Here is a 24,481-nt window from a genome sequence, read left to right on the forward strand (position 1 = left end):
GGTTTACCTCTGGTCCTTCGGGCCCGGCGCCTAGCGGATGTTCGGGTCGAAGGTGAAGATCACCAGCGTGCCCAGCAGGACGGTGAACACCGTGGCGGTGTACAGCAGCATCTTCAGCCAGAAGCGGGTGTTGTCCCGTTCGGCGTAGTCGTTGATGACCGTACGCAGACCGTTGGCGCCGTGCAGCATGGCGAGCCACAGCATCGCCAGGTCCCAGACCTGCCAGAACGGCGAGGCCCAGCGGCCCGCCACGAAGGCGAAGCCGATCTTGGACACGCCGCCGTCCAGCACCAGCTGGATCAGCAGGTGACCGATGACCAGGACGACCAGCACGATGCCCGACAGGCGCATGAAGAGCCAGGCGTACATCTCGAAGTTGGTGCGCGAGCCCTTGGGGGTCTTGCCGGTCCGCTTGCGCGGCGGCTCGATGACTGGGGCCGGGTTGTCGACGTCGTAAAGAGACACGCCTTCGACGGCGCCGATCGCGGAAGTCTCGGTGGACATGGGCCTCAGCTCCCGAAGAGTTCGCGTACGGCGTGGCCGAGCACGGGGTACAGGGCACCCAGCATCAGCACGATCCAGATGCCCAGCACGGCCCAGAGCATCTGCTTCTGAACGCGCGGGCCCTTGGCCCAGAAGTCCACGGCGACGATGCGCAGACCGTTCAGCGCGTGGAAGAGAATCGCGGCCACCAGGCCGTATTCGAGCAGCGCGACGATCGGCGTCTTGTACGTGGACACGACGTCGTCGTAGGCCTCGGGGGAGACGCGGACGAGGGCGGTGTCCAGGACATGCACGAACAGGAAGAAGAAAATGAGGACACCGGTGACTCGATGAGCCACCCAGGACCACATGCCTTCCCGGCCGCGGTACAGCGTTCCAGCCGGCACGGAAGAACCCTCCGGGAGCGGGGATTGGGGTCGGCCGGCTTGACTGTCGGTCTGACCCGGCCGGGTACGGTCCACCGGCCCCGGCCATCGTAGCGACGGATTGTCGGTTCGCTCGCGCGGGGCCCTCCGGTGTGATCAAAGTGGCAACGAAACAGGCACGGACGGGCTATGGACAGCCCTCCGCGACGCTGCTCGGCCCCTCCGTGCCGGGGAATCCGGGCCGCCCGGCCCGCACCCAACCCGTTATCGACTCGATACCAAGGCGGCCAGGCGCCCCCGGGCGAGTCGGCGCATCTCGTCCGCCGCGACCGCCCGCTCCCGGTCCTCCTCGTGTCCCAGCCGGGCCCGGATGCCTGCCAGCACCTGGTCCGGGTGCTCGGCGGGCGGGTAGCCGTCCAGGCAGATCACGAAGGCGTGGCCGAACCTGCGTTCGTACTCGGCGTGGGCGGCGGCCAGCGCGAGGTGGGCGGAGCGCGGCGCGTCCGGCCGCAGCCCCGGGGACTCCTCGGCCGCCAGTGCCTCGGCGTGATCGGCGGGGGAGAGGTCGTAGGCCGCCTCGTCGGCCGCGGCGAGCAGCGCCTCGGCGTCGGGGTAGGGGCGGTGCCCGGCGAGGCGGCGCGCCCAGGCCGCGCTGCCGAAGCACTCGAGCAGGGCCGCCTCGGCCTCGGGGGCGGGCGCTCCGTTGAACCGGGGCAGGTCCCAGGCGTGCGCGGACCGGCCGGGGGCGCCGCCGCGGTTCTGCACGGGGACGGCGGTGTGCCGGGCGGGCCGGCGCGGCTGCTCGGGAAGGCCGGCGTGGGACTCGCTGGACCTGGACAGCGTGTGCTCCCGAATGGAGAGACGAAGGGGGACTCGGATACGAAGGGGGCACAACGCTAGCGAGAGGTGGATAAGGGTGGGCGAAGGATGCGCGAATTTCACCCGGACGGGAGAGTTTCGCGATGCCTGACGAGCGGATGTGTGAGGAGAATGCCCGGTTACCTCCCTACATCTGCCTCCTTTTCTCGCGGTTCTGCTCCCTTTCCTCCGATCCGACCCCGGCTCTGCCCGACCTGCCTCTGACTCTCCCCCCACCTTTCCCCGAACCGGAGGTTTCTGACTGATGGCATCCTCACGCGGCGCCTTCCTGGCCGTGACGGCGGCGGCCGCGGCGAGCGCGGTGCTCGTCGGCTGCGGCGGCTCCGGAACCGAACACGGCAACGGCCCCGAGACGTCCCGTGCGGCGTCGTCCCCTTCCCCCACCCCGTCACCGACCCGGAGCTACCCGCTCTCCAAGGCGCCCCGCACCATCCCCGCCGTACGCGAGCACACCGCCGCCCACGGCCCCGGCTGGAGGCCCGGGAAGGACAGCGGGGTGGTCATCGCGAAGGGCAGCGGCAAGCTCGCCGACGAGGGCAAGCTGCTGGCCGGTGAGCTGAAGATCGACTACCGGGGCGAGGCGGCCGCCCGCGCCGGTGACGTCGAGCTGGCCCTCACCCCGAAGGCGTCCGGCGGGCCGGAGTCGTACACCCTGCGCACCGCCGACGGGCGGGTGCGAATCAGCGGGCCCGGCGAGGCGGGCGTCTTCTACGGCACCCGCACCCTCAAGCAGTCCGTGCGCGCCGACGGCTCGATGCCCGAGGGCGAGGTGCGCGACCGGCCGGACAAACCGCAGCGCGGCCTCAACCTCGACATCGCCCGCAAGCACTACACCGCGTCCTGGGTCGAGGACCGGATGCGCGAGATGGCGGACCTCAAGCTCAACCAGCTCGGCCTGCACTTCTCGGACGACCAGGCGTTCCGCATCGAGTCCGACACGCACCCGGAGGTCGTCTCGCCGGACCACCTGACCAAGAAGCAGGTCCGGCACATCGTCGCCCTGGCCGGGCGGCTGCACATCCAGGTCGTCCCGGAGATCGACTCGCCGGGCCACCTCGGCGCGGTGCTGCGCGCCCACCCCGACCTCCAGCTGCACAACGTCTCGGGCGTCGCCTCGACCGGGTCGCTGGACATCTCGAAGCCGGGCGCGGCCAAGCTGATCGACGAGTTGCTGGGCGAGTACGCGGAGCTGTTCGGCGGCGCGTACTGGCACCTGGGCGGCGACGAGTACCGGGCGCTGATGGCGAGCAACCCGGCCGCCTCCTACCCGCAGCTCCAGCGCGCGGCCGTCGCGAAGTACGGCTCCGGGGCCGGTATCTCCGACCTCGCCACCGGCTGGCTCAACGACCGGGCGGAGGTGGTCCGCAAGCGCGGCATGCGGCCGAAGGCGTGGAACGACGGCCAGTTCCGCGACAGCAAGGTGCGTGCCGACAAGGACATCGAGGTCGAGTACTGGACGGGCAAGGAGTACGGGGCCCGCTCGCCGGAGGAGTATCTGCGCGAGGGCCGCAAGGTCCTCAACCTGAACGACGAGTTCATGTACTACGTGCTCGGCCAGCCCAACGCCTTCGTCTACCCGACCGGCAAGCGGATCTACGAGCAGTGGACCCCGCTCGTGCTGCGCGGCACCACCCCGGTCCCGGCACGCTACTCGGACCAGATCCTCGGCGGCCGGTTCGCGGTCTGGGGCGACTTCCCGAACGCCCAGACCGCCGAGCAGGTCGCCGCGGGCATCCGGATGCCGCTGCGGGCGACGGCCCAGAAGCTGTGGGTCCCGGGCGAACCGAAGCTCAGCTACGCGAAGTTCCAGGCGCTGGCGAAGGAGATCGACGCGGGCTGAGCCCTCGGAAACGCTTCTGATCATGGACAACGCGGTTCCCGGGGCATACGGTCCGGTGGCCGCGCCGTCCGGGGAGGGACGCGCGTGCTTCTCGCGTCGACGTCCGAATCCCGGGGGGTTCCGTTTCCATGCTCTGTTCTCTCTGCGGTACGAGACCGGCCGGTGCGGCCGGTGCGCCGTGTGCCGTGTGCGCCGTTGCGGCCGGCGACGGCCGGGGCCGCGCCCGGTCCGGCAGCACCGGCGCGACACCGGCCGCCCGGCCCCGGCTGGACCAGCTGCGCTCACCGGTGGGCCTGGCCAGGGCGGTGTGCGTACTGCTCGGCGCGGCGGCCGTCGCGGACGTGCTGTCGATCGCCGCCGGTGTCCACTCCCGCGGGCTGATCGCGGACGGGCTGGACGGGGGGTTCCTGGCGGTCGACGAGGAGGCGTGGACGCGCGCCGACAGGTTGTACGGGTTCGCCGGGTCCCTTCAGGTGCTCACCTTCCTCGCGGCGGGGGTGGTCTTCCTGGTGTGGATGCGCCGGGTCCGGCTCAACGCCGAGGTGTTCGACCCGTCCGCCCATCCGATGAAGCCCGGCTGGGCGATCGGCGGCTGGTTCGTGCCCGTCGGCAACCTGTGGCTGCCGTACCGGGTGACCAGCGGCATCTGGACCGCGAGCGCCCCGGTCGAGACCCCCGGCGGCCGGTTCGCCGCCCCGCGCGTGCTGCTGAACGCCTGGTGGGCGGTGTTCGTCGCCGACCTGCTCGTGAGCCGGGCTTCCGGGCGCCTCTACGCCGACGCGGAGACCGGCGACGAGATCATCCGCGGGCTCGACCTCGGCGCGGTCACCGATGGGCTGGACGTCGTCGCGGCGGTCCTGGCCATCCTGGTCGTCCGCAGGCTGACCACGATGCAGTCCCGGCGCGCGGAGCTCGGCGCGTTCCCGGCGGCCCCGCGCCCGCCCCGGGCGCACTGAGGCGGGGCGAGGGGCGCGCCGGGGGCGGTGCGCGGTCGGGAATCGGCCATCGACAGTGACGCTTTTCGGCCATTCGGCGCTGAATGCGATAACAGGAAGCGCTGCGCCCCCCTGTGTCCCGGCACGGGGCGCCCAGGGAGGGCCGACAGGAGACGCCGATGAGCCTGCTCGACCTGATCGCCGCCGCCGACGAACGCGGGCTCGCCGCCGCGGCGGTCGCCTGCCTCGAACGCTGTCTGCCCCAGCCCGCCCCGGGCACCGGCCCCGATCCGCTGCGCCCGCTCTGGGCCGCCTGCGCCGAGCCCCGCCTCTGGCCCGCCCGCCTCGCCGAGGCCCGCACCGCCCTGGACACCCTCGCGCACCCCGGCGAACCGGCCGCGCGTGTCCGGGACCTCCTCGCCGCCGCCCCCGGCGACCGGGCCGGCGAGGAGCTGCGCGACTGGGCGGACGCCTGCTCGGTGCTGGCCCTGGAGGTCCACCTCGGCCAGGACATGACCGCCCCCGCGACCCCGGACCCGGTGGCCCGCTGCCGGGCGGGCGACCCCTCGGGCGCGGGCCCGCTGCTGGCCGGCGAGGCGGCCCGCCAGACCGCGATCCTGGAGATGCTGGCCGCCCTGGACGAGGACGCCCCGGCGACAGCCGGCCTGCGGCAGATCCGCGACGTCTCCACGGAGGGCGGACGGATACTCCGCGCGGCGGCGGCCCGGCGGGGGCGGGTGCGGTCCTGAGCCCCCGCCCGGCGACGGGAATGGGCAGACGGGCCCTGGGGCGTGTTTCGAAAGTCCCGCCTGTCCGGCGACGCCTGGCACTTCCCCAAGCTCTCAACTCCGTTCGAGCAGGGGAGGCCCCATCGCTCGCCGCGTTGTCGGGATCACCCCGATGCAACCAGTATCGGGGCGACCCTCCGCCTTGCGATCGCACGCACCGGACGCCGCCGGACCCGCCCTGCGGGCGGACGGCGCTACTCCCGAAACACGCCCTAGCGCCAGGCGTACGTCGCGTCGGTGAGCGGGGGCAGCAGCATGTCGGACCCGGCGGGCCCGGCCGGCTTCAGGAGCACCGGACCGGCCGCCGGATAGAGGTGCAGCCCGGCGGCCTCCGCGAGGGGCACCCAGACCACCCGGGCCACGTCCTCGGCGTCCAGCTCGGCTGCCGGGAAGGCGGCGCGCGCCTCGTGGGGCACGGTCACCAGATGGATGAGGTGGAGCCGGCGGAATGTGCCGGGGCGGCCGGGCCGGGTCGTCACCTGGTCCTGCACCCCGAGCAGCCGGGGCGGCTCGGGCAGCGCCGCGACATCGAGCCCCAGCTCCTCCCACAACTCCCGGGCCAGCCCCGCGGGCACCTGCTCGTCCGCGTGGAGCAGCCCGCCGGGCAGCGAGTACTGCGGCCCGGCGGCTCGCTCCCGCCGGATGAGACAGAGCTCGCCGCCTTCGACGAGGACCGCACACACGCGGACCGGGACGGCGGGAACGCCTTCGGTGGTCGTCACGGAGTCATCCTCGTACGTGAACCGCCGCCGCGTGGCGGGAAGAACGAGGACGACCGGGGCCGCCACCCCCCACAGGAGAGGCCCCGGTCGTCTTCCGCGGGGCCGCAGGACGACCCCGTACTCATCTCTGCGCCATGGGTGCGTTTTCTGTCACACCGGGGGCAGGCGATGGAAGGTTGCGGGTTGTACAAGTCATGGACGCGGTGCACGCCAAGGACGTAGCGTGCTGAGTCGCGCAGGGTGGCGCGGCAGTGATGACCAGCTGCGATTCGGACAGCAGGGCAGGGTTGAGGTAGTGCTGGGGGACGACGCGGGGCTTACTGCCGCGGTGCTCGCGGCACAGCGCGGGGACGAGGACGCCTTCCGTGCTGTGTACCGCGCTGTGCAGCCGCGGCTGCTTGGCTACATAAGGACGCTGGTGGGGGAGCCGGACGCCGAGGACGTGGCGTCCGAGTCGTGGCTTCAGATAGCCCGTGACCTCGACCGTTTCAGCGGGGACGCCGACCGCTTCCGGGGCTGGGCCGCGCGCATAGCCCGCAACCGGGCGCTGGACCACCTCCGGATGCGCGGCAGGCGCCCCGCCATCGGCGGCGACGAGACGGAGCTCTCCGACAAGCCGGCCGGCTCCGACACGGCCGACGAGGCGATCGAGTCCCTGGCGACCGGGCGCACCATGTCGCTCATCGCCCAGCTGCCGCAGGACCAGGCGGAGGCGGTGGTGCTCCGCGTGGTGGTCGGCCTCGACGCGAAGAGCGCCGCGCAGACGCTGGGCAAGCGGCCCGGCGCGGTCCGCACCGCCGCTCACCGCGGGCTGAAGCGGCTCGCCGAACTGCTCGGGGCGGACGCGGCGGGGGCCGCGGCCGAGCGCCCGGACGGCGGGGACGGCAGGACCGGCCCCGCCGCGGTGGACGGCGACCGGCGGTACGGGGGAGAGCCGGAGGGCCCCGAGGCGTCCACGGCGGTCTTCCGGAAGAATGCGGGGGACGCGCCGGGACGGACCGGGAAGCTCGGTGCCGTACCCGTACAACGCCCCCCACGCACCGGCCTGGTGGCTCCCGCCGGTGTGACGCATTCGCGTCAGTGGACGCAGAAGGACATGTGATGGCCGACGAGCAGTACGCATGGCTTGACAAGGAAGCGGCGGAGAAGTTGCTCCGCGGCGAACCGGTCGACCCTGCCGAAGGCCGTCCCCGCCAGGACGCCGAACGCCTGGCCGCCGCCCTCGACGCCGTCGCCCGCACCGCCCGCCCCGCCACCGCAGAACTCCCCGGCGAGGCCGCCGCGCTCGCCGCCTTCCGGGCCGCCCCGCGCAGCCCCCGTACCGCCGGGGCCGCGACCGCCCACGGCGACGACGCCGGTACGGCGGTGCTCCCCCCGGTCCACATAGGCCGGGCGGCCGGTGCGCGCGCCGACCGCCCGTTCCGCTGGAGCCGGCCCCTGCGCTTCGGACTCGTCGCCTCGCTGGCCTGCTGTGCCATAGGAGGGGTGGCCGTGGCCGCCGGGTCCGGGATGCTGCCCGGCCCCTTCGGCCGGCACGCCCCCTCACCGGCGACCTCGGTCTCGGCCGCCGAGTCCCCCGAGGAACTGGGCACCGACGTCCTCCCCGACGAGGAGACCTCCGCGCCCCCGCCGTCCGGCACCCCCACCCCGGGCGCCCCGTCCCCCGGTGACCGCCCCGACGCCGACGAGGAGGACACCGCGCGCCCCGGCGGCGGCGCGTCCCACGACGCCCGGAGCGGCGGGCAGGACGGGACCGGCGCCGACCGGACGGGCGGCAGCCGCACCGGCGGCACGGACAACGGCGACGACGACTCCGACGGAGACGAGGACGGGGACCCCGGCAACGGGGACGACCGCTCGGGCGACGCCCCCAACGGCTCCTGGTACGCCAAGACCCTCCAGGCGTGCCGCGACTACCGCGACGGCACGCTCGACGAGGACCGCCGCACCCGTCTCGAAGCCCTGGCCAAGGGCGCCCGCAACCTCGACCGCTTCTGCGACCGGCTGCTCGCCGCGGAGGACGGCAAGCACGGCGCCGGCGCGGGCGACGCCGAGCAGGGCGGCGACGCCTCCGCGCCGCTCCCCGCGATCCGGTTCACCGAGTCGCCCGGTCCCTCGACGGCGGCCGTCGCGCCGGGCCCGGAGCCGACGGATTCGGCCACGGAGGACCCCCGGCCGACCGCCTCAGCGGCGGCTCGCTGACCTTTGCTACCGGCCGGTGTGACGTTTTTCGGCCTGCGGACGCTGTACGGAATGAGCCGACTGGTCATCGGCAGCGCCCGGAGCCGGGGTTCCCCCCGTACCTGCGGCTCGGCGCACATGGCGCGGGCGGGACACGTTCCCCCGGTCCCGCCCGCGCCCCTCACCCCTTCTCCGCCTCACTTGTAGACGACGACCTTGTCGCCGGTGCGGACGGCGGCGAACAGGGCCGCGATCTTCCCCTCGTCCCGGACGTTCACGCACCCGTGCGAGGCCCCGTTGTAGCCGCGGGCCGCGAAGTCCGACGAGTAGTGCACCGCCTGGCCGCCGCTGAAGAACATCGCGTAGGGCATGGCCGTGTGGTAGATCGAGGACACGTGGTGGCGCGACTTCCAGTACACGGAGAACGTGCCCTCGCGGGTCGGGGTGTACTGCGAGCCGAACCGCACGTCCATGGACGAGACGACCTTGCCGTCGATCATCCAGGACAGCGTGCGGCTGTTCTTGCTGATGCAGAGCACCCGCCCCGTCAGACACCGCTTGTCCGGCTTGGCGACCGGGCGGGTGGTCGGCGGGTTCAGCTCGGCGGCCGTCGGCTCGTGCGTCATGCCGAGCAGCTTCTGCCAGGTGAGGGTGTCGGTCTTCCCGGTCGGCGCCAGACCGCGCTTCCCCTGGAAGGACCGCACGGCGGCCACGGTGACGGTCCCGTAGTAACCCGTGGGGGTGCGGCCGAAATGCCCGATCTGCCGCAGCCGTGCCTGGAGTTCGCGTACCCGCTTGCCTTCGGACCCGCTCGCCATCAGCACCGTGCCCTGCGGGTCGGCGGCCGGCGTGGTGCGGGTCGCGCTCGGCTTCGGCGATGCCTTGACCGGCTCCTGCGGCTTCGGCTTCGCGCTCGCCGACGGGCTCGCCGAGCCGCCCGGCTTCGCGTCGTCGGTGGGGGAGCCGCTGTCCGCCGGTGCGGAGGGCGCGGCCGAAGCACCGGCCGCGGGCTGCTCCTTGCACCCGGCGGTCACCCCGGCCATCGCCACCACGGCCACTACCGCGGCCCCTCGGAGCGCGTAACCGCGCCCGGTTCTGCCCGTGCGTATCATCCCAGCCCCCTGCATCCTCGGCCCCGGCGTCTCCGGCCCGCGCACTCGCGTATCTCATGGGACGGGTTCCCACCCCGGCCGGTTGCCGAATCCTGCAAGGCTCCTACCGTCGTGGGTCTGTGACGGAGAACGCACCCTTCCGCGCCCTTCCCCCCGGAATTCCCGCTTCCACACCGTCGCGGCCGCGTGCGAGACTCCGTCCCATGCTGGGTGTCACCGACCTACCGACCTATCTCGCCGGCCTCGTGCTGATCGTTCTGCTGCCGGGACCGAATTCGTTGTACGTGCTGTCCGTCGCCGCCCGGCGCGGGGTGCGGACCGGGTATGTGGCGGCGGCCGGGGTGTGGACCGGGGACACCGTGCTGATGACGCTGTCCGCGCTGGGTGCCTCGTCGCTGCTGCAGACGACGCCCGTACTGTTCGCGATCGTCAAGTACGCGGGCGCCGGCTATCTGACCTGGATGGCCATCGGAATGCTGCGGGCCGCCCTGTCGATGTGGCGCGAGCGGCACCGGCGGGTCGCCGAGATCACGGACGAGCAGCGGGCCGAGGCACAGGCTCCGGGGGCCATGGAGCGGCCCTACCGGCGGGCGCTGGTGGTCAGCCTGTTCAACCCGAAGGCGATCCTCTTCCTGATCTCGTTCTTCGTGCAGTTCGTGGACCCCGGATACGCGTACCCGGCCCTGTCGTTCCTGGTCCTGGGCACGCTGCTCCAGCTCGCCAGCTTCCTGTACCTGTCGGCGCTGATCTTCGGCGGCACCCGGCTGTCCGCCGCCTTCCGCAGGCGCCGTCGGCTCTCGGCCGGGGCCACCTCGGCGGCCGGGGTGCTGTTCCTCGGCTTCGCCGCGAAGCTGTCGCTCAGCAGCGTCTGACGGCGCGGCCGCAGGCGCCCTCACTCCGCCCGCAGGTACGCCGACGTCGACACGCGGCCCAGCAGCCGCAGCCGCGATCCACCGTCCGCCAGATGCTTGTCCAGGGCCTCCTGGACGCCCGGCCACGCCGCGTCGCCGTAGTCGTCCAGCACCACGACGCCGCCGGGGGCCACGATCTCCTCGACCCATTCCAGGTCGGCGGCCACCCCCGCCATGGAGTGGTCGCCATCCACCACGACCACCCCGTACTCCCGGTCGCCCGCCTCCGCCCGCACCTCCGGGGCGCTGGAGAAGCCCTGGACGATCCGGGGGTGGTGCGTCGTGCCGCCCCCGGTCAGCGCCAGGTTGGCCCGCACCACGTCCTCGCGCACGGGGGTGCCCGTGGGGTCGGCGCCCTGCGAGGTGCCCGGCTGGAGCTGCGAACCGGCCAGCGGGTCGACGATCGTCAGCTCCGGCTCCACCCCCGCCCGGTGCGTCATCCGGGTCAGCGCGGCGGCGAACAGCCCGTACAGCGTGCCGATCTCCAGGATGCGGCCGTTCGGCGGGGCCAGCAGCGGTACGGTCGACAGCTTGCCGCACACATTGGACGTCGAGCCCGCCAGCCGTCCGACGCCCAGCGCCTCCAGGGCGACCACCGTGCGGTAGGCGGACACCACGCCGCGCCGTGCCGCCTTCCCGTTCCCGGTCAGCGCCCCCACCTCGCGGACCAGCCGGTCCACCTCGTGGGCCGGGGGCATGCGGTGGGCGCCGCGCCCGGTCCCGTCGAGCAGCAGCTCCACGGCGTACCGGCTTCGCCGCTCCTCCTCGTACTCCCTGCGCAGGGTGGCGAGTTCGCCGCGCAGCGGTCCGGCGGCGCGCTCCACGCGCTGCTGGATGCGGCGGTCGACCAGGGCGGCGGCGGGGCGCAGGGCGCGCCGGGTCAGGCGGTTGTTCAGAAGGGAGACCATGGCTGGGAACGTACGCGCGAGCGCCGGGCCGCCCCACCACGCGGAGATGAAGTCTCGGTGTCGTCGCGGGTGTCCGGGGCTACGCCGCCGCCCGGCGCCGCCGCCCCGTCACCCCCACCGCCACCAGCCCCAGCAGCGCCCCCGCCCCCGCGAGGCCCCCCGCCTTCAGCCCCGGCGGCCGGTACGAGCAGTCGAGCACCGGCCGGTCGCCGCCCACCGGGGCCGCGACCAGCCCGAGGTACGAGCCGGCCGGGCGGCCCCCGCAGCTCCACCCGGCGGTCCGGGGCGCGGCGAGAACGGCCCATCCCCGCGTCCCGGTGGGAAGTTCGGCGCGTACGCCGCTCCCGGTGACCGTCACCCGCGTCGCCCCCGTCCGCTTCAGCCCGGCCACCGCGTCCGCCAGCCGGGCCCGGTCCAGGCAGCCCACGGCCTCGTGCGGGACGGTCCCCGGCCGGGCCACCCGCAACGACACGGCGAGCGCCCCGCCCCCGTCGCCCAGCTTCCGCAGCTCTGCCCGCCGCCCCGGCAACTCACCCCGGAAGTCGGCCTCCTCGGACGCCCCCAGCCGCGCGCGGCCGAACAGGTCCGGCGCCCACAGGTACACCTCGCTGCCCGCCGGGCAGGCCGCCCGCAGGGTGTACGTGCCGGGCCGCACCGCGTAGTCGTACGCCCCCGCGTCCGGCGCGTCGGTTCCGTCCGTCGCGCGGAGGGTGGTCGAAGGCACCGCGTAGACGGACGCACCGAGCAGCTTCTCCTGGTTGCGGAACGGTGAACGCCCGTACCGCACCGGCCCGTTCACGTCCCGTACCGTCACCAGCGGCGGCACCTCCGCCCGTGTCACCGTGACCGGGCGGGCGTCCGGGCGGTTCCAGCCCTGGTGCGGGTCGCGCGGCATGTGCACCCGGGCGCCCACGGAGAACACCGCGTCCGTCACCGGGCCGTTTAGATCGTGCAGCGCGCGGCCGTTGGACGTCCACCCGGCGCCCAGGGCGAGGAAGGTGCGGGTCAGCACGTCCGGGGTGTGGCTGCTGTAGTACGCCCCGCCCTGGCCGCCGGTCAGCAGCGGATCGTTCGCCGTGCTCTGCTCCAGACCGGGGTCGGTCCGGTAGCGCGGCCAGCCGTCCGCCCCGGCCACCGCCGCAGCCTGAAGGCGCTGCCGCTCGCCCCAGGGCGCGTAGTCGTCCAGCCGCCCCAGCCGCTGCCGGTCGGCGTACGCGGTCGTCGCGGCGGCCTGCCCGGCCTGCGCCCCGATCAGGAGGAGCGCCGCCAGCACGGCGTACCGGCCGCGCCGGGCCAGCACCAGGGCGCCCGCCACGGCCACCAGTCCCGCCGCGAACAGCGGGTACGTCCAGGCGGTGACCAGGGCGCTGGACGCGGCCCCGGCGGCGATCAGCGCGAGCACTCCGGCGCCCCCGAGCAGCGCCCGCCGGTCCGGCCAGGCGGAGGCGACGGACAGCCAGGCGGCGATCACCAGGAGCCCGGACAGCACGAACGTCTGGCGGTACGGGCTGCCGTTGGGCGTCGCGAAGGCGTGCCACAGCAGATGCGTCGGCCCCCACTGCAACGACAGCGCGACCCCCGCCACGAGCCCCGCCCACACCAGGCGTTCGGTGCGCGGGACGGCCCGGTGGAAGGCCAGGGCGCCCGCCAGCAGCAGGGCGCCGGTGCCCAGGAAGAGCGCCGGGCTGAAGAAGCCGTACGTGGCCGGGAGCAACCGGGCCGCGACATCGGGCCAGGCCGCCGGGGCGAACGTGCGCGTCCAGCCCGGATAGGCGTGCCGCGTCCCGAGGAACACCGGCACCAGGACGGGCGCGGCGAGCCCGACGCCGAGCGCGACGGTCCGCACCGCGCGGCCCAGCCCCCGTACCCGCTCCCGGCGCGTCCCGTCCTCCAGCACCAGCCGCACCACCAGCACCAGGGCCGCGCCGAGCGTCGCCATGTACGCGGTGTAGAAGTTCGACACCCAGGCCAGCGTCACGAGCAGCGTGCCCAGGACCGGCCGGCGGCCCGTGCGCGCCCACTCGGCGGCCAGGCACAGCAGCGGGAACGCGATCAGCCCGTCCAGCCACATCGGGTTGTAGACGGCCTCGATCACCGACCACCCGCACAGCGCGTACGAGGCCCCGAGCGCGGCTGCCGCCCACTCCTTGCCCCGCCCCCGCCGCAACGCCGTCAGCAGCCAGGTCATCGCGGCCGCCGCCGCCCCGGTCTTCACCAGCGTGACCGCGTACACCGCCAGGTCGATGCGGTCCCGGGGGAAGACCCCGACGAGCAGGGCGAACGGGCTGCTCAGATACGTACCGAAGTCGGGCAGGAAGCCCGTGCCGAAGCCGGACTGCCAGTTCAGCAGCAGTCCGCCGTCGGCACGGCCGTGCAGCAGGTCCCAGAGCCGGGCGTGGAACGGGACGAACTGGTTGCCCAGGTCGTTGACGCTGCGGGTGTGCGGGCCGAAGGGGTAGCTGCGGGCCACCGCGTCCCCGGCGCAGACGGCCAGGGCTGCGAGCACGGCGGCCAGCGCGGCGGCCCGGCCGCGCGGCGACCGGATTATCGGGAGTTTCCTCATGGCTCAGCCGGCCGCTGCCCGCTTCAGCGTCCGGGCCCGGCGCGCGATGCGGCGGACCGTCGCGTTGCGCGGGATGAACGTGAGCTGCGCGGGGATCGCCCCGGGCAGCCCGAGCGCGGTCAGCCGCCGCCGCTTGAAGTACCGCCGCACGCTGTCCCGGTGGCCGCTCAGATAGCGCTCGGCGGCGGGGCGCAGGGGCGCCTGGAGCTGCGGCTGCATCGCGTAGCCGACCGCGCCGACCAGCCCGGCGGCCCCGCGCGCGACCTCCTCGGGCGAGGGCATCGACCAGCCGGTCACCGCTGCCGGGTCGGCAAGGTCGGGGAGCAGCGCGTCCACGATCGTCACGGGGATGCGGTTGCTGTTCTGGTACGGGCTGAGCTGTTGCAGCAGCGGGCCCGTGCCCAGGCGGGCGACCGGCAGCCCGTAGAACGAGGCGGCGGTCAGCAGCGCGGTGGAGAAGCAGCCGACGACGAGGGCGGGGCGCATCGACTCGAACAGCGTCTCGGCCAGGACCGGGCTGTCCGCCACGGTGAGCGTGGCGCCGAGCCGCACCGCCTCCTCCTCCAGCGCGCGCGTCCAGTGGGCGGGCGCGCTGGGGTGCGGTTTGAAGACGACGCGGGTGTGGCCGAGGGCGACCGCGCCGCGCACCATCTCCGCGTGCAGGTCCTCCTCCTGGCGGGGCGTCAGGATCCCGAGGGTGGACAGGTACTGACCGAGAACGAGGACGGGGCCCGGAGCCTCGGGGGCGGCGACCGGATCGGCCAGCTCGCCCAGCACCTTGAGGAACGCGTCCGTCGGGACGACCTCCGGCTCCACCCCGAACTCCGTGAGCAGCAGGGGCTTCAGTCCCGGCACCAGGTCCAGGTGGAGCAGCCGGCGGATGCGGGTGCCGATCAGCTGGTCGAGCCGGCTGCGGGTCGGTCCGTAGCTCATCAGCCCGTCCGCGTACACGTGCAGCGGGCTGTCGCCGAAGACCGTCGCCAGCGCCTGCGCGGGGTTGGCCTGGATGGACTCGCAGGCCAGCTCGACCGGCCCGTCGCCGAGGTCCCAGGCCGCGCGCACGGCCCGCTCCCACAGCGGGGCGTCCTGCTCCCGGGGCGCCCAGCCGGCCGGGTGGAACGGGCTGATGAAGTCGTTCCAGGACCGCACCGCGTCGAACTCGGCGGCCAGCGCCTCGAATCCGGGCCGTTGGTGGAGCGGGGTGCCGAGCTCCGGGGCGGGCGAGGTGTCGCTCACGACCAGGACGCGCCGGTGCTCGGAGCGCGGCCCGAACATGCCGGAGCGCAGGGCCGCGACGAGCGTGGCCGCGGCGTACTGCGTGCACGCCGAGAAGATCTGAGTGGTGGACCGGCTGCCGGGCATCAGGCCGCGACCTCCCGCGACACGGACCGGCGGCGCACCCGGCGCAGCCGGTCCGCACGGCGCTCACCCAGCGAATTCAGCGTTTCCGCGAGAATGTCCTGGGGCATGCGCCGCAGCGAAGCCGCGCTCATCGAGCGCAATTTCCTGGCCACTGCTGGTTCGAACCTTTCGATGGATTCCAAATGGTGCGCCATGACCGCGCAGTACGTACGCACGGCCTTCGGCATCAGCCGGTCCGCATCCGGGTCCAGGGCCGTTTCCTCCAGCACCTGGTCGAAGGCGCGGATGAAGTCCAGCTGGCGCACATCGCCGATCTGGGTCAGCGAGGAGGCGACCCCGCGCCGGTAGAAGATCCCGGGCAGCCCGACCGCCGCGAAGGACTCCGCCTCCCGGTGCAGCCGCCAGATCCACGGCCGGTCCTCCGCCGTGCGCAGCCCGTCCCGGAACCGCAGCAGCCCCGAATCCGCGAGCCGGCGGTGGTAGGCCCCGGCCCAGGCGTACGCGTAGTCCACCGGCGTCGACCGGTCGGCCGGCAGGATCACCTCGCGCGGGCTGACCACGGTGTTCCGCAGCCCGAACGGGACGCGGTGGACCGTGCGCACCCGGTCGGTGAACTGCACATGGTCCGTACGGACGAAATCGCAGCCCAGGGCCGTGATCGCGGCCAGCAGCCGCTCGTAGTGCCCGGGCACCGCCCAGTCGTCGCCGTCCAGGAACGTGAGGTATTCGCCGCGCGCCGCGTCGATCCCCGTGTTGCGCGCGGTGGCCAGGCCCCCGTTCCGCTCGTGCGGGACCAGGACGGCACCCGGGAGTTCGCGCTCGGCGCGCCGGAGGATGTCCAGGGTCCCGTCGGACGAACAGTCGTCGACGAGGATGAATTCGACCCCCTCGCGGGCATTGGCCCGCAGACTTCTCAGGGTGTCGGGGGCGTAGGCCCGAACGTTGTAGAACGGCACGATGACGGAGAGCTTGACCACGCGGACCACGCTAGGCGCCGGTCCGGCATTTACTTTGGACCCGACGGGTACACCAGGTGAACGAAGAATGTCGGGACAATGAACCAGCCCGATTCCCCGCTCCCGGAAGCCCTTTCCGTCAGCTGATTCTCCGGGTGTCGGCGGGCTGTTAACCCGCTGTTGCCGTCACGTTGGGCCGCGAATCCGAATGCCTTCCTAAATTCGGAGACGTGCCACGACGTACCGAAAAGACGACCGCCCTCAGGGCAGCCGTGATCGCCGACTCCGACACCCGGTGGAAATGGGGCGCGCTCACCGCGCACCGCCTCACCGCCCCCGTGTCCGGGGCACCCGCGCAGCGGGTCGAGATCAGCGGACTGCTGCTGCGCGGCCGGGCGACCCCCACCCCCCGCCAGCTCGCCGAGGTCGGCGACGTGGGGATCCCCGCCGACCGGGTGCGCGAGGTCACCGCCGTCGAATTCCTGCACGCGGTACGGGACGAGGGATACGACGTCGTCGTCCTCGCCCTCGTCGGCGGCGCCGTCCAGGCCATGCTGCACGGCATCGCGGCGCTCCGGCTGCCCACCAGGCCCGTCCTCGTCACCGGCTACGTCGGCGTCGTCTACGAGAAGCTCACCGACGGGCTCCTGCTGCGCCACGGCGCCGACGTCGTCCTCGCCAACTCCCGTCACGACGCGGAGCGTTTCCGCGCGGTGTACGAGGGAGTGGGCGCCGACGCCTCGGCCGTCACCGAGGCCGCCCTCCCGTTCCTCGGCGGCGAGCCCTACCGCCCGGAACCCGGCCGCGACACCCTGGTGTTCGCCGCCCAACCCTCCGTACCGGAGAACCGCGCCGACCGGACGTACCTGCTGAGGCGCCTCGTCGAGCACGCCCGGCTGCACCCCGGCCGCGAGGTGCTGCTGAAGCTGCGCTCCAAGCCCGGCGAGCACACCACGCACATCGAGGAGCACCCCTACCAGCGGCTCGCCGAGCGCCTGCCCGGTGGCCTCCCGCCCAACTTCCGCCTGGTGTACGGGCACATGGGCGAGGTCCTGGACCGCACCGACCTCCTCGTCACCGTCTCCTCCACGGCCGCCCTGGAGTCCCTGCACCGCCGCATCCCCACCGCCGTCCTCACCGACCTCGGGGTGCGCGAAGCCCTCGGCAACCACCACTTCACCGGGTCCGGACTGCTCACCTCGTTCGACCACCTGGACGGCGGCGGCCACCCGGAACCCGACCCGGACTGGCTGGCCGGCCAGGGCGTCGCCGCCGACGGCAGCTACCCCGCCGCGTACGACACCGCAAGGGCCCGGGTCACCGCACTGCTGGCCCGGGGCCGGCTGCCCGGCCCGGCGCCCTACTACACGCCCGCCACCGCCCCCGGCTACCTCCCCGGCATCCTCGCCCGCCACCACCTGGCCCCCGACGGCCGCCCGCTGCCCGGTGCCGCCGCGCCCCGCGAGGCCGGCCGGGTCCGGACGGTGGTGCGCGAGGCGGTCCGGGACGCGGCCCGGGGCGCGTACCGGCACGGCGTCCAGCGCGTCGCCCCGGTCGTCCGGCGGATGGGGGACCTGTGACCACGCGAGCCGTGACCACGCGAGCCGCGCACACCACCGACACCACACCCACCGGAGCACCGATGAACCGACCCACCGTGCTCGCCGTCATCCCCGCACGCGGCGGCTCCAAGGGCGTACCCGCCAAGAACCTCGCCCGGGTCGGCGGCGTCCCGCTCGTCGCCCGCGCCGTCAACGCCTGCCTGGCCTCCGGCGAGGTCACCGACGTCGTCGTGACGACCGACGCGCCCGCCGTCGCCGAAGCGGCCCGCGCGGCGGCCGAAGCCCTCGGCGAGAGCGCCCGGCTGCACTGCGTCCAGCGCCCCGAGGAGATCGCCGGCGACACCGCGACCAGCGAGGCCGCCGTGCTGCACGCCCTCGACGCCTACGAGGCGCTGCGGGGCCGCACCGCCGACGTCGTCCTCCTCGTCCAGTGCACCAGCCCCTTCGTCACCCGCGAGGACATCGACGGGGTGGCCGCCGCCGTCGCCCGCGAGGGCGCCGACACCGCCGTCACCGTCGCCCCCTTCCACGGCTTCCTGTGGCGCGACGGCACCGCGGTCGAGGACCACAACTACGGCGTCAACCACGACAAGCGGGTCCGCCCGCGCCGCCAGGACCGCCCCGAGGACCTGCTGGAGACGGGCGCCGCCTACGCCATGGACGCCGCCGGGTTCCGCACCCACCGCCACCGCTTCTTCGGCCACACCGCGCTGGTCCGCACCGACCCCGCGCGCGTCCTGGAGATCGACGACCCGCACGACCTGGCCCGCGCCCGCGCCCTCGCCCCGCTCCTGGACCCGGCACCGCTGCCCACCCTGGACGACATCGACGCCGTGGTCCTCGACTTCGACGGCACCCAGACCGACGACCGGGTCCTGGTGGACTCCGACGGCCGCGAGACCGTCGCCGTGCACCGGGGCGACGGACTCGGCATCGCCGCCCTCCGCAAGGCGGGCGTACCGCTGCTGATCCTGTCCACCGAACAGAACCCCGTCGTCGCCGCCCGCGCCCACAAGCTGCGCGTGCCCGTCCTGCACGGCGTCGACCGCAAGGACCTCGCGCTCAAGCAGTGGTGCGACGAGCAGTCCCTCGCGCCCGAACGCGTCATGTACGTCGGCAACGACGTCAACGACCTCCCCTGCTTCGCGCTCGCCGGCTGGCCCGTGGCCGTCGCGAGCGCCCACGACTCGGTGCGCGCAGCGGCGCGCGCCGTGACGACCACCCCGGGCGGCTCCGGCGCCATCCGCGAGATCGCGGCCTGGCTCCTGGGCCCCACCCTCACCACAGCCCCCACCTCAGTCCCCACCGAGTAAGGAACACCCTCATGAGCACCTCCCGCCTGCGCACCCTCGGCAACCGCACCGCCGGACCCGGCAACCCCGTCTACATCACCGGCGAGATCGGCATCAACCACAACGGCGACCTCGACAACGCCCTCGCGCTGATCGACGTGGCCGCCGAGGCCGGCTGCGACGCCGTCAAGTTCCAGAAGCGCACCCCGGAGATCTGCACCCCGCGCGACCAGTGGGACATCGAGCGCGACACCCCCTGGGGCCGCATGACGTACATCGACTACCGCCACCGCGTCGAGTTCGGCGAGGACGAGTACCGGGCCATCTCCGAGCACTGCGCCGAGCGCGGCATCGACTGGTTCGCCTCGCCGTGGGACACCGAGGCCGTCGCCTTCCTGGAGAAGTTCGACGTCCCCGCCCACAAGGTGGCCTCCGCCTCGCTCACCGACGACGAGCTGCTGCGCACCCTGCGCGCCACCGGCCGCACGGTGATCCTCTCCACCGGCATGTCGACCCCGCGCCAGATCCGGCACGCCGTCGAGGTGCTGGGCTCCGACAACATCCTGCTCTGCCACGCCACCTCCACGTACCCGGCGAAGGCCGAGGAGCTGAACCTGCGGGTCATCCACACCCTCCAGCAGGAGTACCCCAACGTCCCGATCGGCTACAGCGGCCACGAGACGGGCCTCCAGACCACCCTCGCCGCCGTCGCCCTCGGCGCCGCGTTCGTGGAGCGCCACATCACCCTGGACCGCGCCATGTGGGGCTCCGACCAGGCCGCCTCGGTCGAGCCGCAGGGCCTGTCCCGCCTCGTCCGCGACATCCGCACCATCGAGGCGAGCCTCGGCGACGGCGTCAAGAAGGTGTACGAGTCCGAGCTCGGCCCGATGAAGAAGCTCCGCCGGGTCCCGGGCGTCGTGGCGGAGAGCGACGCGGCGGCCCCGGCCGCCGAGCCGGTCGCGGTCTGACGGGCCGGCCGGTGAACCTCGCCTTCGTCGAGAGCCCGGTCCAGCTCCTGAACGTCCTGGAGTGGGCCGTCACCGAGGGGGGCGGCGGGCGCGTCCTCACGGACGTCACCGTCGTCGTCCTCCCCCCGGTCGACCCGATGTCGCGCGGTCAGCTGCGCCGGATGGCGGAGCTGGCCCGCGACGAGGGCATGACCGTGCGCTGGCAGGAGGCGCGCGGCGACTCGGGCACCCCCCTGAAGTCGCTGCGCGCCCTGACCCGGCTCGTCCGCAACGCCGACCACATCGTCATCGGCGACCCGTTCTCGCGTTACGTGCAGCTGCTGCTCACGCTGGTCCGCCCCCGCCGCCTCACCGTGGTCGACGACGGCACCGCCACCATGGAGTTCGTCGCCCAGCTCACCCGGGGCGAGCGCCTGGTGCGCTGGCACCGGCGCGGCGGCCTCGGCCCGCGCGAGCTGGCCCTCGCCCCGGTGACGTCCACCGCACGGCGCAGGTTCACCCCGTCGGCGGCGCGCGAGGTCGAGCTGTTCACCGCCATGCCCGTGATCCCGCCGCCGGGCGTCACCCTCATCCCGAACACCTTCTCCTGGACCCGGTCCCGCTTCGGCCCGCCGTCGCTCACCAAGGGCGCGGACCTGGTCGGCACCTCGCTGGTCGAGACGGGCGTGGTGGACCGGGCCCGCTATCTGGAGGCGGTCGCCGCCCTCGCCCGTACGCACGGCGCCACCCGCTACTTCGCGCACCGCCGCGAGTCCACCGAGAAGCTGCACGCCCTGGAGGCGGTCACCGGCCTGGAGATCGTCCGTCCCGACCTCCCCCTGGAGCTCATCGCCCGCCGGGGCCCGATCGGCCGCACGGTGCTGAGCTTCCCGTCCACCGTGGTGCACACCCTGCCCCTCGCGCTGGCCGGCACGGAGGTGAAGGTCGCGGTCTGCGACATCGCCCCGGAATGGCTCCACGAAACGGCCTCCCCGCGCGCCCAGGGTTTCCTGAGCGGCGTCACGGAGACGGCCCGGGACGTCCACCGCCTGGCACCGTGGCGGGTCACGGCGGTGACGGGGGAGGCGTGAGGGCCCGGCCCGGCGCGGGCGGACCCTGACGCGGGTCCGCCGTCGACCCCGGGTGCCGCGGGGCCCGGATCAGGGGCGCTTCAGGGGTGCACCCGATAGCCGACCGCCATGCCGGGAATCGATCATCGACCCATGCAGACAAGGGAATTGACGCGGCTTCAGCAGGGCGGCATCACCAGGACCGCTCTCCTCGCGGGGCCGGCCCTGATGGCCGGATACGGGGTGGTGCGGCTCATCGGGCGGGCAGTCGGTGACTACGGGCCAGGGGTGTGGTGGTCGACGGCGCACCTGCTGTTCCTGGCCGGAGTGCTCGCTTTCGTTCCGGTGTTCCTGAGCCTGCGGCTGCCGTCCGGGGTGCGCGGCGCCGGACGGGCCGGGGTCCGGGTGGCCGCCGGGATCGGGCTGCTGGGGTCGGCGGCGGTGGCGGTGCAGGCGGTGATCGACCTCGTGGTCGGGTTCCTCGCCGCGGACAAGCAGGCGATGAGCGACCTGTTCGAAAGGGTGCAGGACGTGCCGGGTGTGATGCCGGTCGTCTACACGGTGGTGCCGCTGCTGTTCTGGCTCGGGCTGCTGGCGCTCCTCACGCTGCTCGCGCTTTTCCGCCGGGACGGGGTTCCGGCCCGGTCCCCGCTGCTGGTACTCGCCGGGACCGTCATGATGGCCATGAGCCTGGACCTGCTGACGGTGGGGGCCCTCTGCGTCGGGCTGGCGCTGCACCCGATACGCCGGGCTCTGCGGGGCTGAGGAGGTTCCCGCCGGTCGCGACGTGGCGAACCCGGTGACGGGCAGCCGGCGGAGGCGCGGCGAGCGCCGGAGTTTACCCACCCCGTGCCCGTCCCACACGCCGAGACGCGGCCAAACATTCGCCTGTGTGGCTGAAGTTTTCTTGTTTCATGGTCAGTTGAGGAGGGAACAGGCTTACCCTTCAAAAGGTGAGCCAGTTGATCTGCCCCGAGTCCGAAGCCGGTCCCTCCCAGGGCGCGAACCTGCCCGGCACGCTGCCCGACGCCCTGCGCGCCGAGCTGATCGCCTTCCGCAGGGACCTCCACATGCACCCCGAGCTGGGCAATCAGGAGTTCCGCACCACCGCGGCGATCAAGGCCCGGCTGGAACGGGCCGGGCTCGCGCCGAAGGTGCTCGCCTCCGGGACCGGGCTCATGTGCGACGTCGGGACGCGCGGGGAGGACACCCGGCCGATGCTCGCGCTCCGGGCCGACATCGACGCGCTGCCCATCCCGGACACCAAGAGCGGCGTGCCCTACCGCTCCACCGTGCCCGACCGGGCGCACGCCTGCGGGCACGACGTCCACACCACCACCGTGCTCGGCGCCGGCCTCGTGCTCGCCGAGCTGGACCGGCAGGGGCTGCTGCCCAACCCGGTGCGGCTGATCTTCCAGCCGGCCGAGGAGGTGCTGCCCGGCGGGGCGCCCGACGCGATCGAGTCCGGGGTCCTCGAAGGCGTCGGCCGGATCGTCGGCGTCCACTGCGACCCGAAGGTGGACGCCGGCCGGATCGGGCTCCGGGTCGGCGCGATCACCTCCGCCTGCGACCGCCTCGAAGTCGCCCTGGACGGACCCGGCGGCCACACCGCCCGCCCGCACCTCACCACGGACCTGGTCACCGCCGCCGCCAAGGTCGCCACCGAGGTGCCCGCCCTGCTGGCCCGCCGGGCCGACGCGCGGGCCGGGCTCGCCCTGACCTGGGGGCGCCTGGAGACGGGCCACGCCTGCAATGTCATCCCGCAGCACGCGGAGCTCTCCGGCACCGTCCGCTGCCTGGACCTCAAGGCATGGCGCGAGGCGCCGGACCTGGTGCACGCCGCGATCGACGAGGTGGCCGGGATGCACCGCGCCAAGACGGTGATCAACTACGTCCGGGGCGTCCCGCCCGTCGTCAACGAGGCCGCCGCGACCGATCTCCTGGCCGGAGCGATGGCCGCGCGCCGCGGACCGTATGCGATCGAGGACACCGAGCAGAGCCTCGGCGGCGAGGACTTCTCCTGGTACCTGGAGCACGTCCCGGGTGCCATGGCGCGCCTCGGGGTCCGCACCCCCGGCGACACCCGCGGGCTCGACCTCCACCGCGGCAACTTCGACGCCGACGAGGAAGCGATCACGGTCGGCGTCGAGCTCTTCACCGCCTCCGCGTTGCTCCACGTCAACCATTCGTAACCGGACACGTCGCCCCGGGTTCGGCGCGCGTTCGCGACGATCCGATAACGGCTTCCGTACAGGGCTTTATCTGACATCTACGCGCGTTACGATCGCGGCGAAACCAGCGCCGGAAGAGGCGCTTCGGTCAGGTTTGAAGGAGCCTTCCCTTGCGCCGGGTATCCAAGATCAGCGCCGCGATCGCCGTCACCGCGGCCCTCGCACTCACCGCCACCGCGTGCGGCGAGTCGTCCGACGAGAGCAGCGGCTCGGACGACGGCAAGATGAAGATCGGCATGGCCTACGACGTCGGCGGCCGTGGCGACAACTCGTTCAACGACTCCGCCGCGCGCGGCCTGGACAAGGCCAAGGCCGAGTTCGGCGCCGAGACGAAGGAGCTCACCGCCAAGACCGGTGAGAGCTCGGCCGACCGCGACCAGCGCCTCCAGTCGCTCGCCGAGGGCGGCTACAACCCGGTCATCGCGATCGGCTTCGCGTACAAGGAGGCGGTCGACAAGATCGCGCCCAAGTACCCGAAGATCAGCTTCGGCCTGGTCGACTCGGTCTCCGACGCGAAGAACGTCGACAACATCGTCTTCACCGAGGAGCAGGGCTCCTACCTCGCCGGTGTCGCGGCGGCGCTGAAGTCCAAGGACGACAAGGTCGGCTTCATCGGCGGTGTGGACCTCCCGCTGATCAAGAAGTTCGCGGCCGGCTTCCGCCAGGGCGTCCTGGACACCAAGCCGAAGGCCACGGTGCAGATCCAGTACCTGTCCACCGGCTCGGACCTCTCCGGCTTCGGCAGCCCCGACAAGGGCAAGGCCGCCGCCAAGGGCATGCTCGACAAGGGCATCGACGTCATCTTCGCCGCCGCGGGCGGCTCGGGTGCGGGCTCGATCGAGGCCGTCGCCGGCAAGAAGGGCGCCTGGTCCATCGGCGTCGACTCCGACCAGGCCAAGGACCCGGCCCTGGCGAAGTACGCGGACACGATCCTGACCTCGGTCGTCAAGAACGTCGACTCCGGCGTCTTCGACCTGGTCAAGTCCGTCAAGGACGGCAAGCCGATCACCGGTACGCAGACGTACTCGCTGGCCAAGGGCGGCGTCAGCCTGACCCCCACGGGTGACCACCTCAAGGACATCCAGACCCAGCTCGACGAGGCGAAGAAGAAGATCGTCGACGGCACCATCACGGTCAAGACCACGACCTGATCCACCGTCGATCGGGGCCCGGCGAGCGGCTTCGGCCGCCCGTTCCGGGCCCCGATTCACGTACCCCCGGCGGGGTGGCGGCCACCTGTGATCAGGTGGCCAACGATTCGGCGACGCTACGCGCGTAGCGTCGGGACTGGAACCAGCCGGGCGCGATACGTTTTCCACCCCCGCCTTCCCGTCCTCACCGCCCCCGCCCTCC

The 24,481-nt window shown here is 73.4% G+C and carries 22 protein-coding genes; 13 read left to right on the forward strand and 9 right to left on the reverse strand.

Translation table 11 applies throughout. The features are described from left to right. Positions 1-30: 30 nt before the first annotated feature. The 3 genes from ACZ6C6_RS18090 to ACZ6C6_RS18100 form a co-directional block, all read right to left on the reverse strand. The gene (locus tag ACZ6C6_RS18090) at positions 31-504 is read right to left on the reverse strand and encodes a succinate dehydrogenase hydrophobic membrane anchor subunit (RefSeq protein WP_073964328.1); all 474 of its coding nucleotides are present in this window, start codon (positions 502-504) and stop codon (positions 31-33) included. 5 nt (positions 505-509) lie between these two features. Then, entirely contained in the window at positions 510-890 is a 381-nt protein-coding gene (sdhC, locus tag ACZ6C6_RS18095) for a succinate dehydrogenase, cytochrome b556 subunit (RefSeq protein WP_026242571.1), read from the reverse strand. Between the two features lie 243 nt (positions 891-1,133). After that, positions 1,134-1,634 (reverse strand): 2-oxo-4-hydroxy-4-carboxy-5-ureidoimidazoline decarboxylase, encoded by a 501-nt coding sequence (locus tag ACZ6C6_RS18100; RefSeq protein ID WP_469203813.1) that lies wholly within the window; start codon positions 1,632-1,634, stop codon positions 1,134-1,136. A gap of 358 nt (positions 1,635-1,992) precedes the next feature. On the opposite strand from ACZ6C6_RS18100, the gene ACZ6C6_RS18105 reads away from it, so the two are divergent. The 3 genes from ACZ6C6_RS18105 (at position 1,993) to ACZ6C6_RS18115 (ending at position 5,272) form a co-directional block, all read left to right on the forward strand. Further along, a complete protein-coding gene (locus ACZ6C6_RS18105) occupies positions 1,993-3,588 on the forward strand; it encodes a beta-N-acetylhexosaminidase (protein WP_469203815.1) in 1,596 nt (531 codons plus the stop codon). Between the two features lie 185 nt (positions 3,589-3,773). After that, positions 3,774-4,544 carry a DUF4328 domain-containing protein gene (locus tag ACZ6C6_RS18110; protein WP_469203817.1) on the forward strand — a complete coding sequence of 257 codons (771 nt, stop codon included), beginning with the start codon at positions 3,774-3,776 and terminating at the stop codon, positions 4,542-4,544. Between the two features lie 158 nt (positions 4,545-4,702). Beyond that, the gene (locus ACZ6C6_RS18115; protein WP_469203819.1) at positions 4,703-5,272 is read left to right on the forward strand and encodes a hypothetical protein; all 570 of its coding nucleotides are present in this window, start codon (positions 4,703-4,705) and stop codon (positions 5,270-5,272) included. A gap of 251 nt (positions 5,273-5,523) precedes the next feature. Here the strand turns inward: ACZ6C6_RS18115 and ACZ6C6_RS18120 are convergent, their stop codons facing one another. Then, the gene (locus tag ACZ6C6_RS18120) at positions 5,524-6,033 is read right to left on the reverse strand and encodes an NUDIX domain-containing protein (protein WP_469203821.1); all 510 of its coding nucleotides are present in this window, start codon (positions 6,031-6,033) and stop codon (positions 5,524-5,526) included. Between the two features lie 295 nt (positions 6,034-6,328). Between ACZ6C6_RS18120 and ACZ6C6_RS18125 the strand changes: the two genes are divergently transcribed. Together ACZ6C6_RS18125 and ACZ6C6_RS18130 are read left to right on the forward strand one after the other, a co-directional pair. Next, positions 6,329-7,135, forward strand: coding sequence for an RNA polymerase sigma factor (locus ACZ6C6_RS18125; RefSeq protein ID WP_469204028.1), 807 nt, complete (start codon positions 6,329-6,331; stop codon positions 7,133-7,135). Continuing rightward, the gene (locus ACZ6C6_RS18130; protein WP_469203823.1) at positions 7,135-8,235 is read left to right on the forward strand and encodes a hypothetical protein; all 1,101 of its coding nucleotides are present in this window, start codon (positions 7,135-7,137) and stop codon (positions 8,233-8,235) included. Before ACZ6C6_RS18125 ends, ACZ6C6_RS18130 begins: the two co-directional genes overlap by 1 nt. 176 nt (positions 8,236-8,411) lie before the next feature. Here ACZ6C6_RS18130 and ACZ6C6_RS18135 read toward each other — a convergent pair whose 3' ends face one another. Then, the gene (locus tag ACZ6C6_RS18135; RefSeq protein ID WP_469203825.1) at positions 8,412-9,326 is read right to left on the reverse strand and encodes a L,D-transpeptidase family protein; all 915 of its coding nucleotides are present in this window, start codon (positions 9,324-9,326) and stop codon (positions 8,412-8,414) included. Positions 9,327-9,529: 203 nt separating this feature from the next. On the opposite strand from ACZ6C6_RS18135, the gene leuE reads away from it, so the two are divergent. Further along, entirely contained in the window at positions 9,530-10,198 is a 669-nt protein-coding gene (gene leuE / locus ACZ6C6_RS18140) for a leucine efflux protein LeuE (RefSeq protein ID WP_469203827.1), read from the forward strand. A 20-nt stretch (positions 10,199-10,218) separates the two neighbouring features. Here the strand turns inward: leuE and ACZ6C6_RS18145 are convergent, their stop codons facing one another. The 4 genes from ACZ6C6_RS18145 to ACZ6C6_RS18160 all read right to left on the reverse strand — a co-directional run bounded on the left by ACZ6C6_RS18145 (position 10,219) and on the right by ACZ6C6_RS18160 (position 16,047). After that, the gene (locus ACZ6C6_RS18145; protein ID WP_469203829.1) at positions 10,219-11,145 is read right to left on the reverse strand and encodes a class I SAM-dependent methyltransferase; all 927 of its coding nucleotides are present in this window, start codon (positions 11,143-11,145) and stop codon (positions 10,219-10,221) included. Between the two features lie 79 nt (positions 11,146-11,224). Further along, the gene (locus tag ACZ6C6_RS18150) at positions 11,225-13,708 is read right to left on the reverse strand and encodes a YfhO family protein (RefSeq protein ID WP_469203831.1); all 2,484 of its coding nucleotides are present in this window, start codon (positions 13,706-13,708) and stop codon (positions 11,225-11,227) included. A 3-nt stretch (positions 13,709-13,711) separates the two neighbouring features. Beyond that, positions 13,712-15,070 (reverse strand): polysialyltransferase family glycosyltransferase, encoded by a 1,359-nt coding sequence (locus ACZ6C6_RS18155; RefSeq protein ID WP_469203833.1) that lies wholly within the window; start codon positions 15,068-15,070, stop codon positions 13,712-13,714. Further along, on the reverse strand, positions 15,070-16,047 hold the full coding sequence (locus ACZ6C6_RS18160; protein WP_469203835.1) for a glycosyltransferase family 2 protein: 978 nt from the start codon (positions 16,045-16,047) through the stop codon (positions 15,070-15,072). The genes ACZ6C6_RS18155 and ACZ6C6_RS18160 overlap by 1 nt, the downstream gene beginning before the upstream one ends. A gap of 209 nt (positions 16,048-16,256) precedes the next feature. On the opposite strand from ACZ6C6_RS18160, the gene ACZ6C6_RS18165 reads away from it, so the two are divergent. From ACZ6C6_RS18165 to ACZ6C6_RS18195, 7 genes are all read left to right on the forward strand, one after another. Continuing rightward, entirely contained in the window at positions 16,257-17,606 is a 1,350-nt protein-coding gene (locus ACZ6C6_RS18165) for a DUF6716 putative glycosyltransferase (RefSeq protein WP_469203837.1), read from the forward strand. Positions 17,607-17,668: 62 nt separating this feature from the next. Continuing rightward, positions 17,669-18,901, forward strand: coding sequence for a cytidylyltransferase domain-containing protein (locus ACZ6C6_RS18170; RefSeq protein WP_469203839.1), 1,233 nt, complete (start codon positions 17,669-17,671; stop codon positions 18,899-18,901). Between the two features lie 11 nt (positions 18,902-18,912). Next, positions 18,913-19,848, forward strand: a complete 936-nt coding sequence (locus ACZ6C6_RS18175; RefSeq protein ID WP_425816792.1) for an N-acetylneuraminate synthase family protein — start codon at positions 18,913-18,915, stop codon at positions 19,846-19,848. A gap of 11 nt (positions 19,849-19,859) precedes the next feature. Next, the gene (locus tag ACZ6C6_RS18180; protein WP_469203841.1) at positions 19,860-20,918 is read left to right on the forward strand and encodes a hypothetical protein; all 1,059 of its coding nucleotides are present in this window, start codon (positions 19,860-19,862) and stop codon (positions 20,916-20,918) included. A gap of 132 nt (positions 20,919-21,050) precedes the next feature. Beyond that, positions 21,051-21,662 carry a hypothetical protein gene (locus ACZ6C6_RS18185; protein WP_469203843.1) on the forward strand — a complete coding sequence of 204 codons (612 nt, stop codon included), beginning with the start codon at positions 21,051-21,053 and terminating at the stop codon, positions 21,660-21,662. A gap of 197 nt (positions 21,663-21,859) precedes the next feature. Next, positions 21,860-23,089 (forward strand): amidohydrolase, encoded by a 1,230-nt coding sequence (locus ACZ6C6_RS18190; protein WP_469204030.1) that lies wholly within the window; start codon positions 21,860-21,862, stop codon positions 23,087-23,089. Positions 23,090-23,238: 149 nt separating this feature from the next. Next, positions 23,239-24,279 (forward strand): BMP family lipoprotein, encoded by a 1,041-nt coding sequence (locus tag ACZ6C6_RS18195; RefSeq protein WP_469203845.1) that lies wholly within the window; start codon positions 23,239-23,241, stop codon positions 24,277-24,279. Positions 24,280-24,481 lie beyond the last annotated feature (202 nt).

The organism is Streptomyces sp. NPDC041814 (assembly GCF_055590565.1).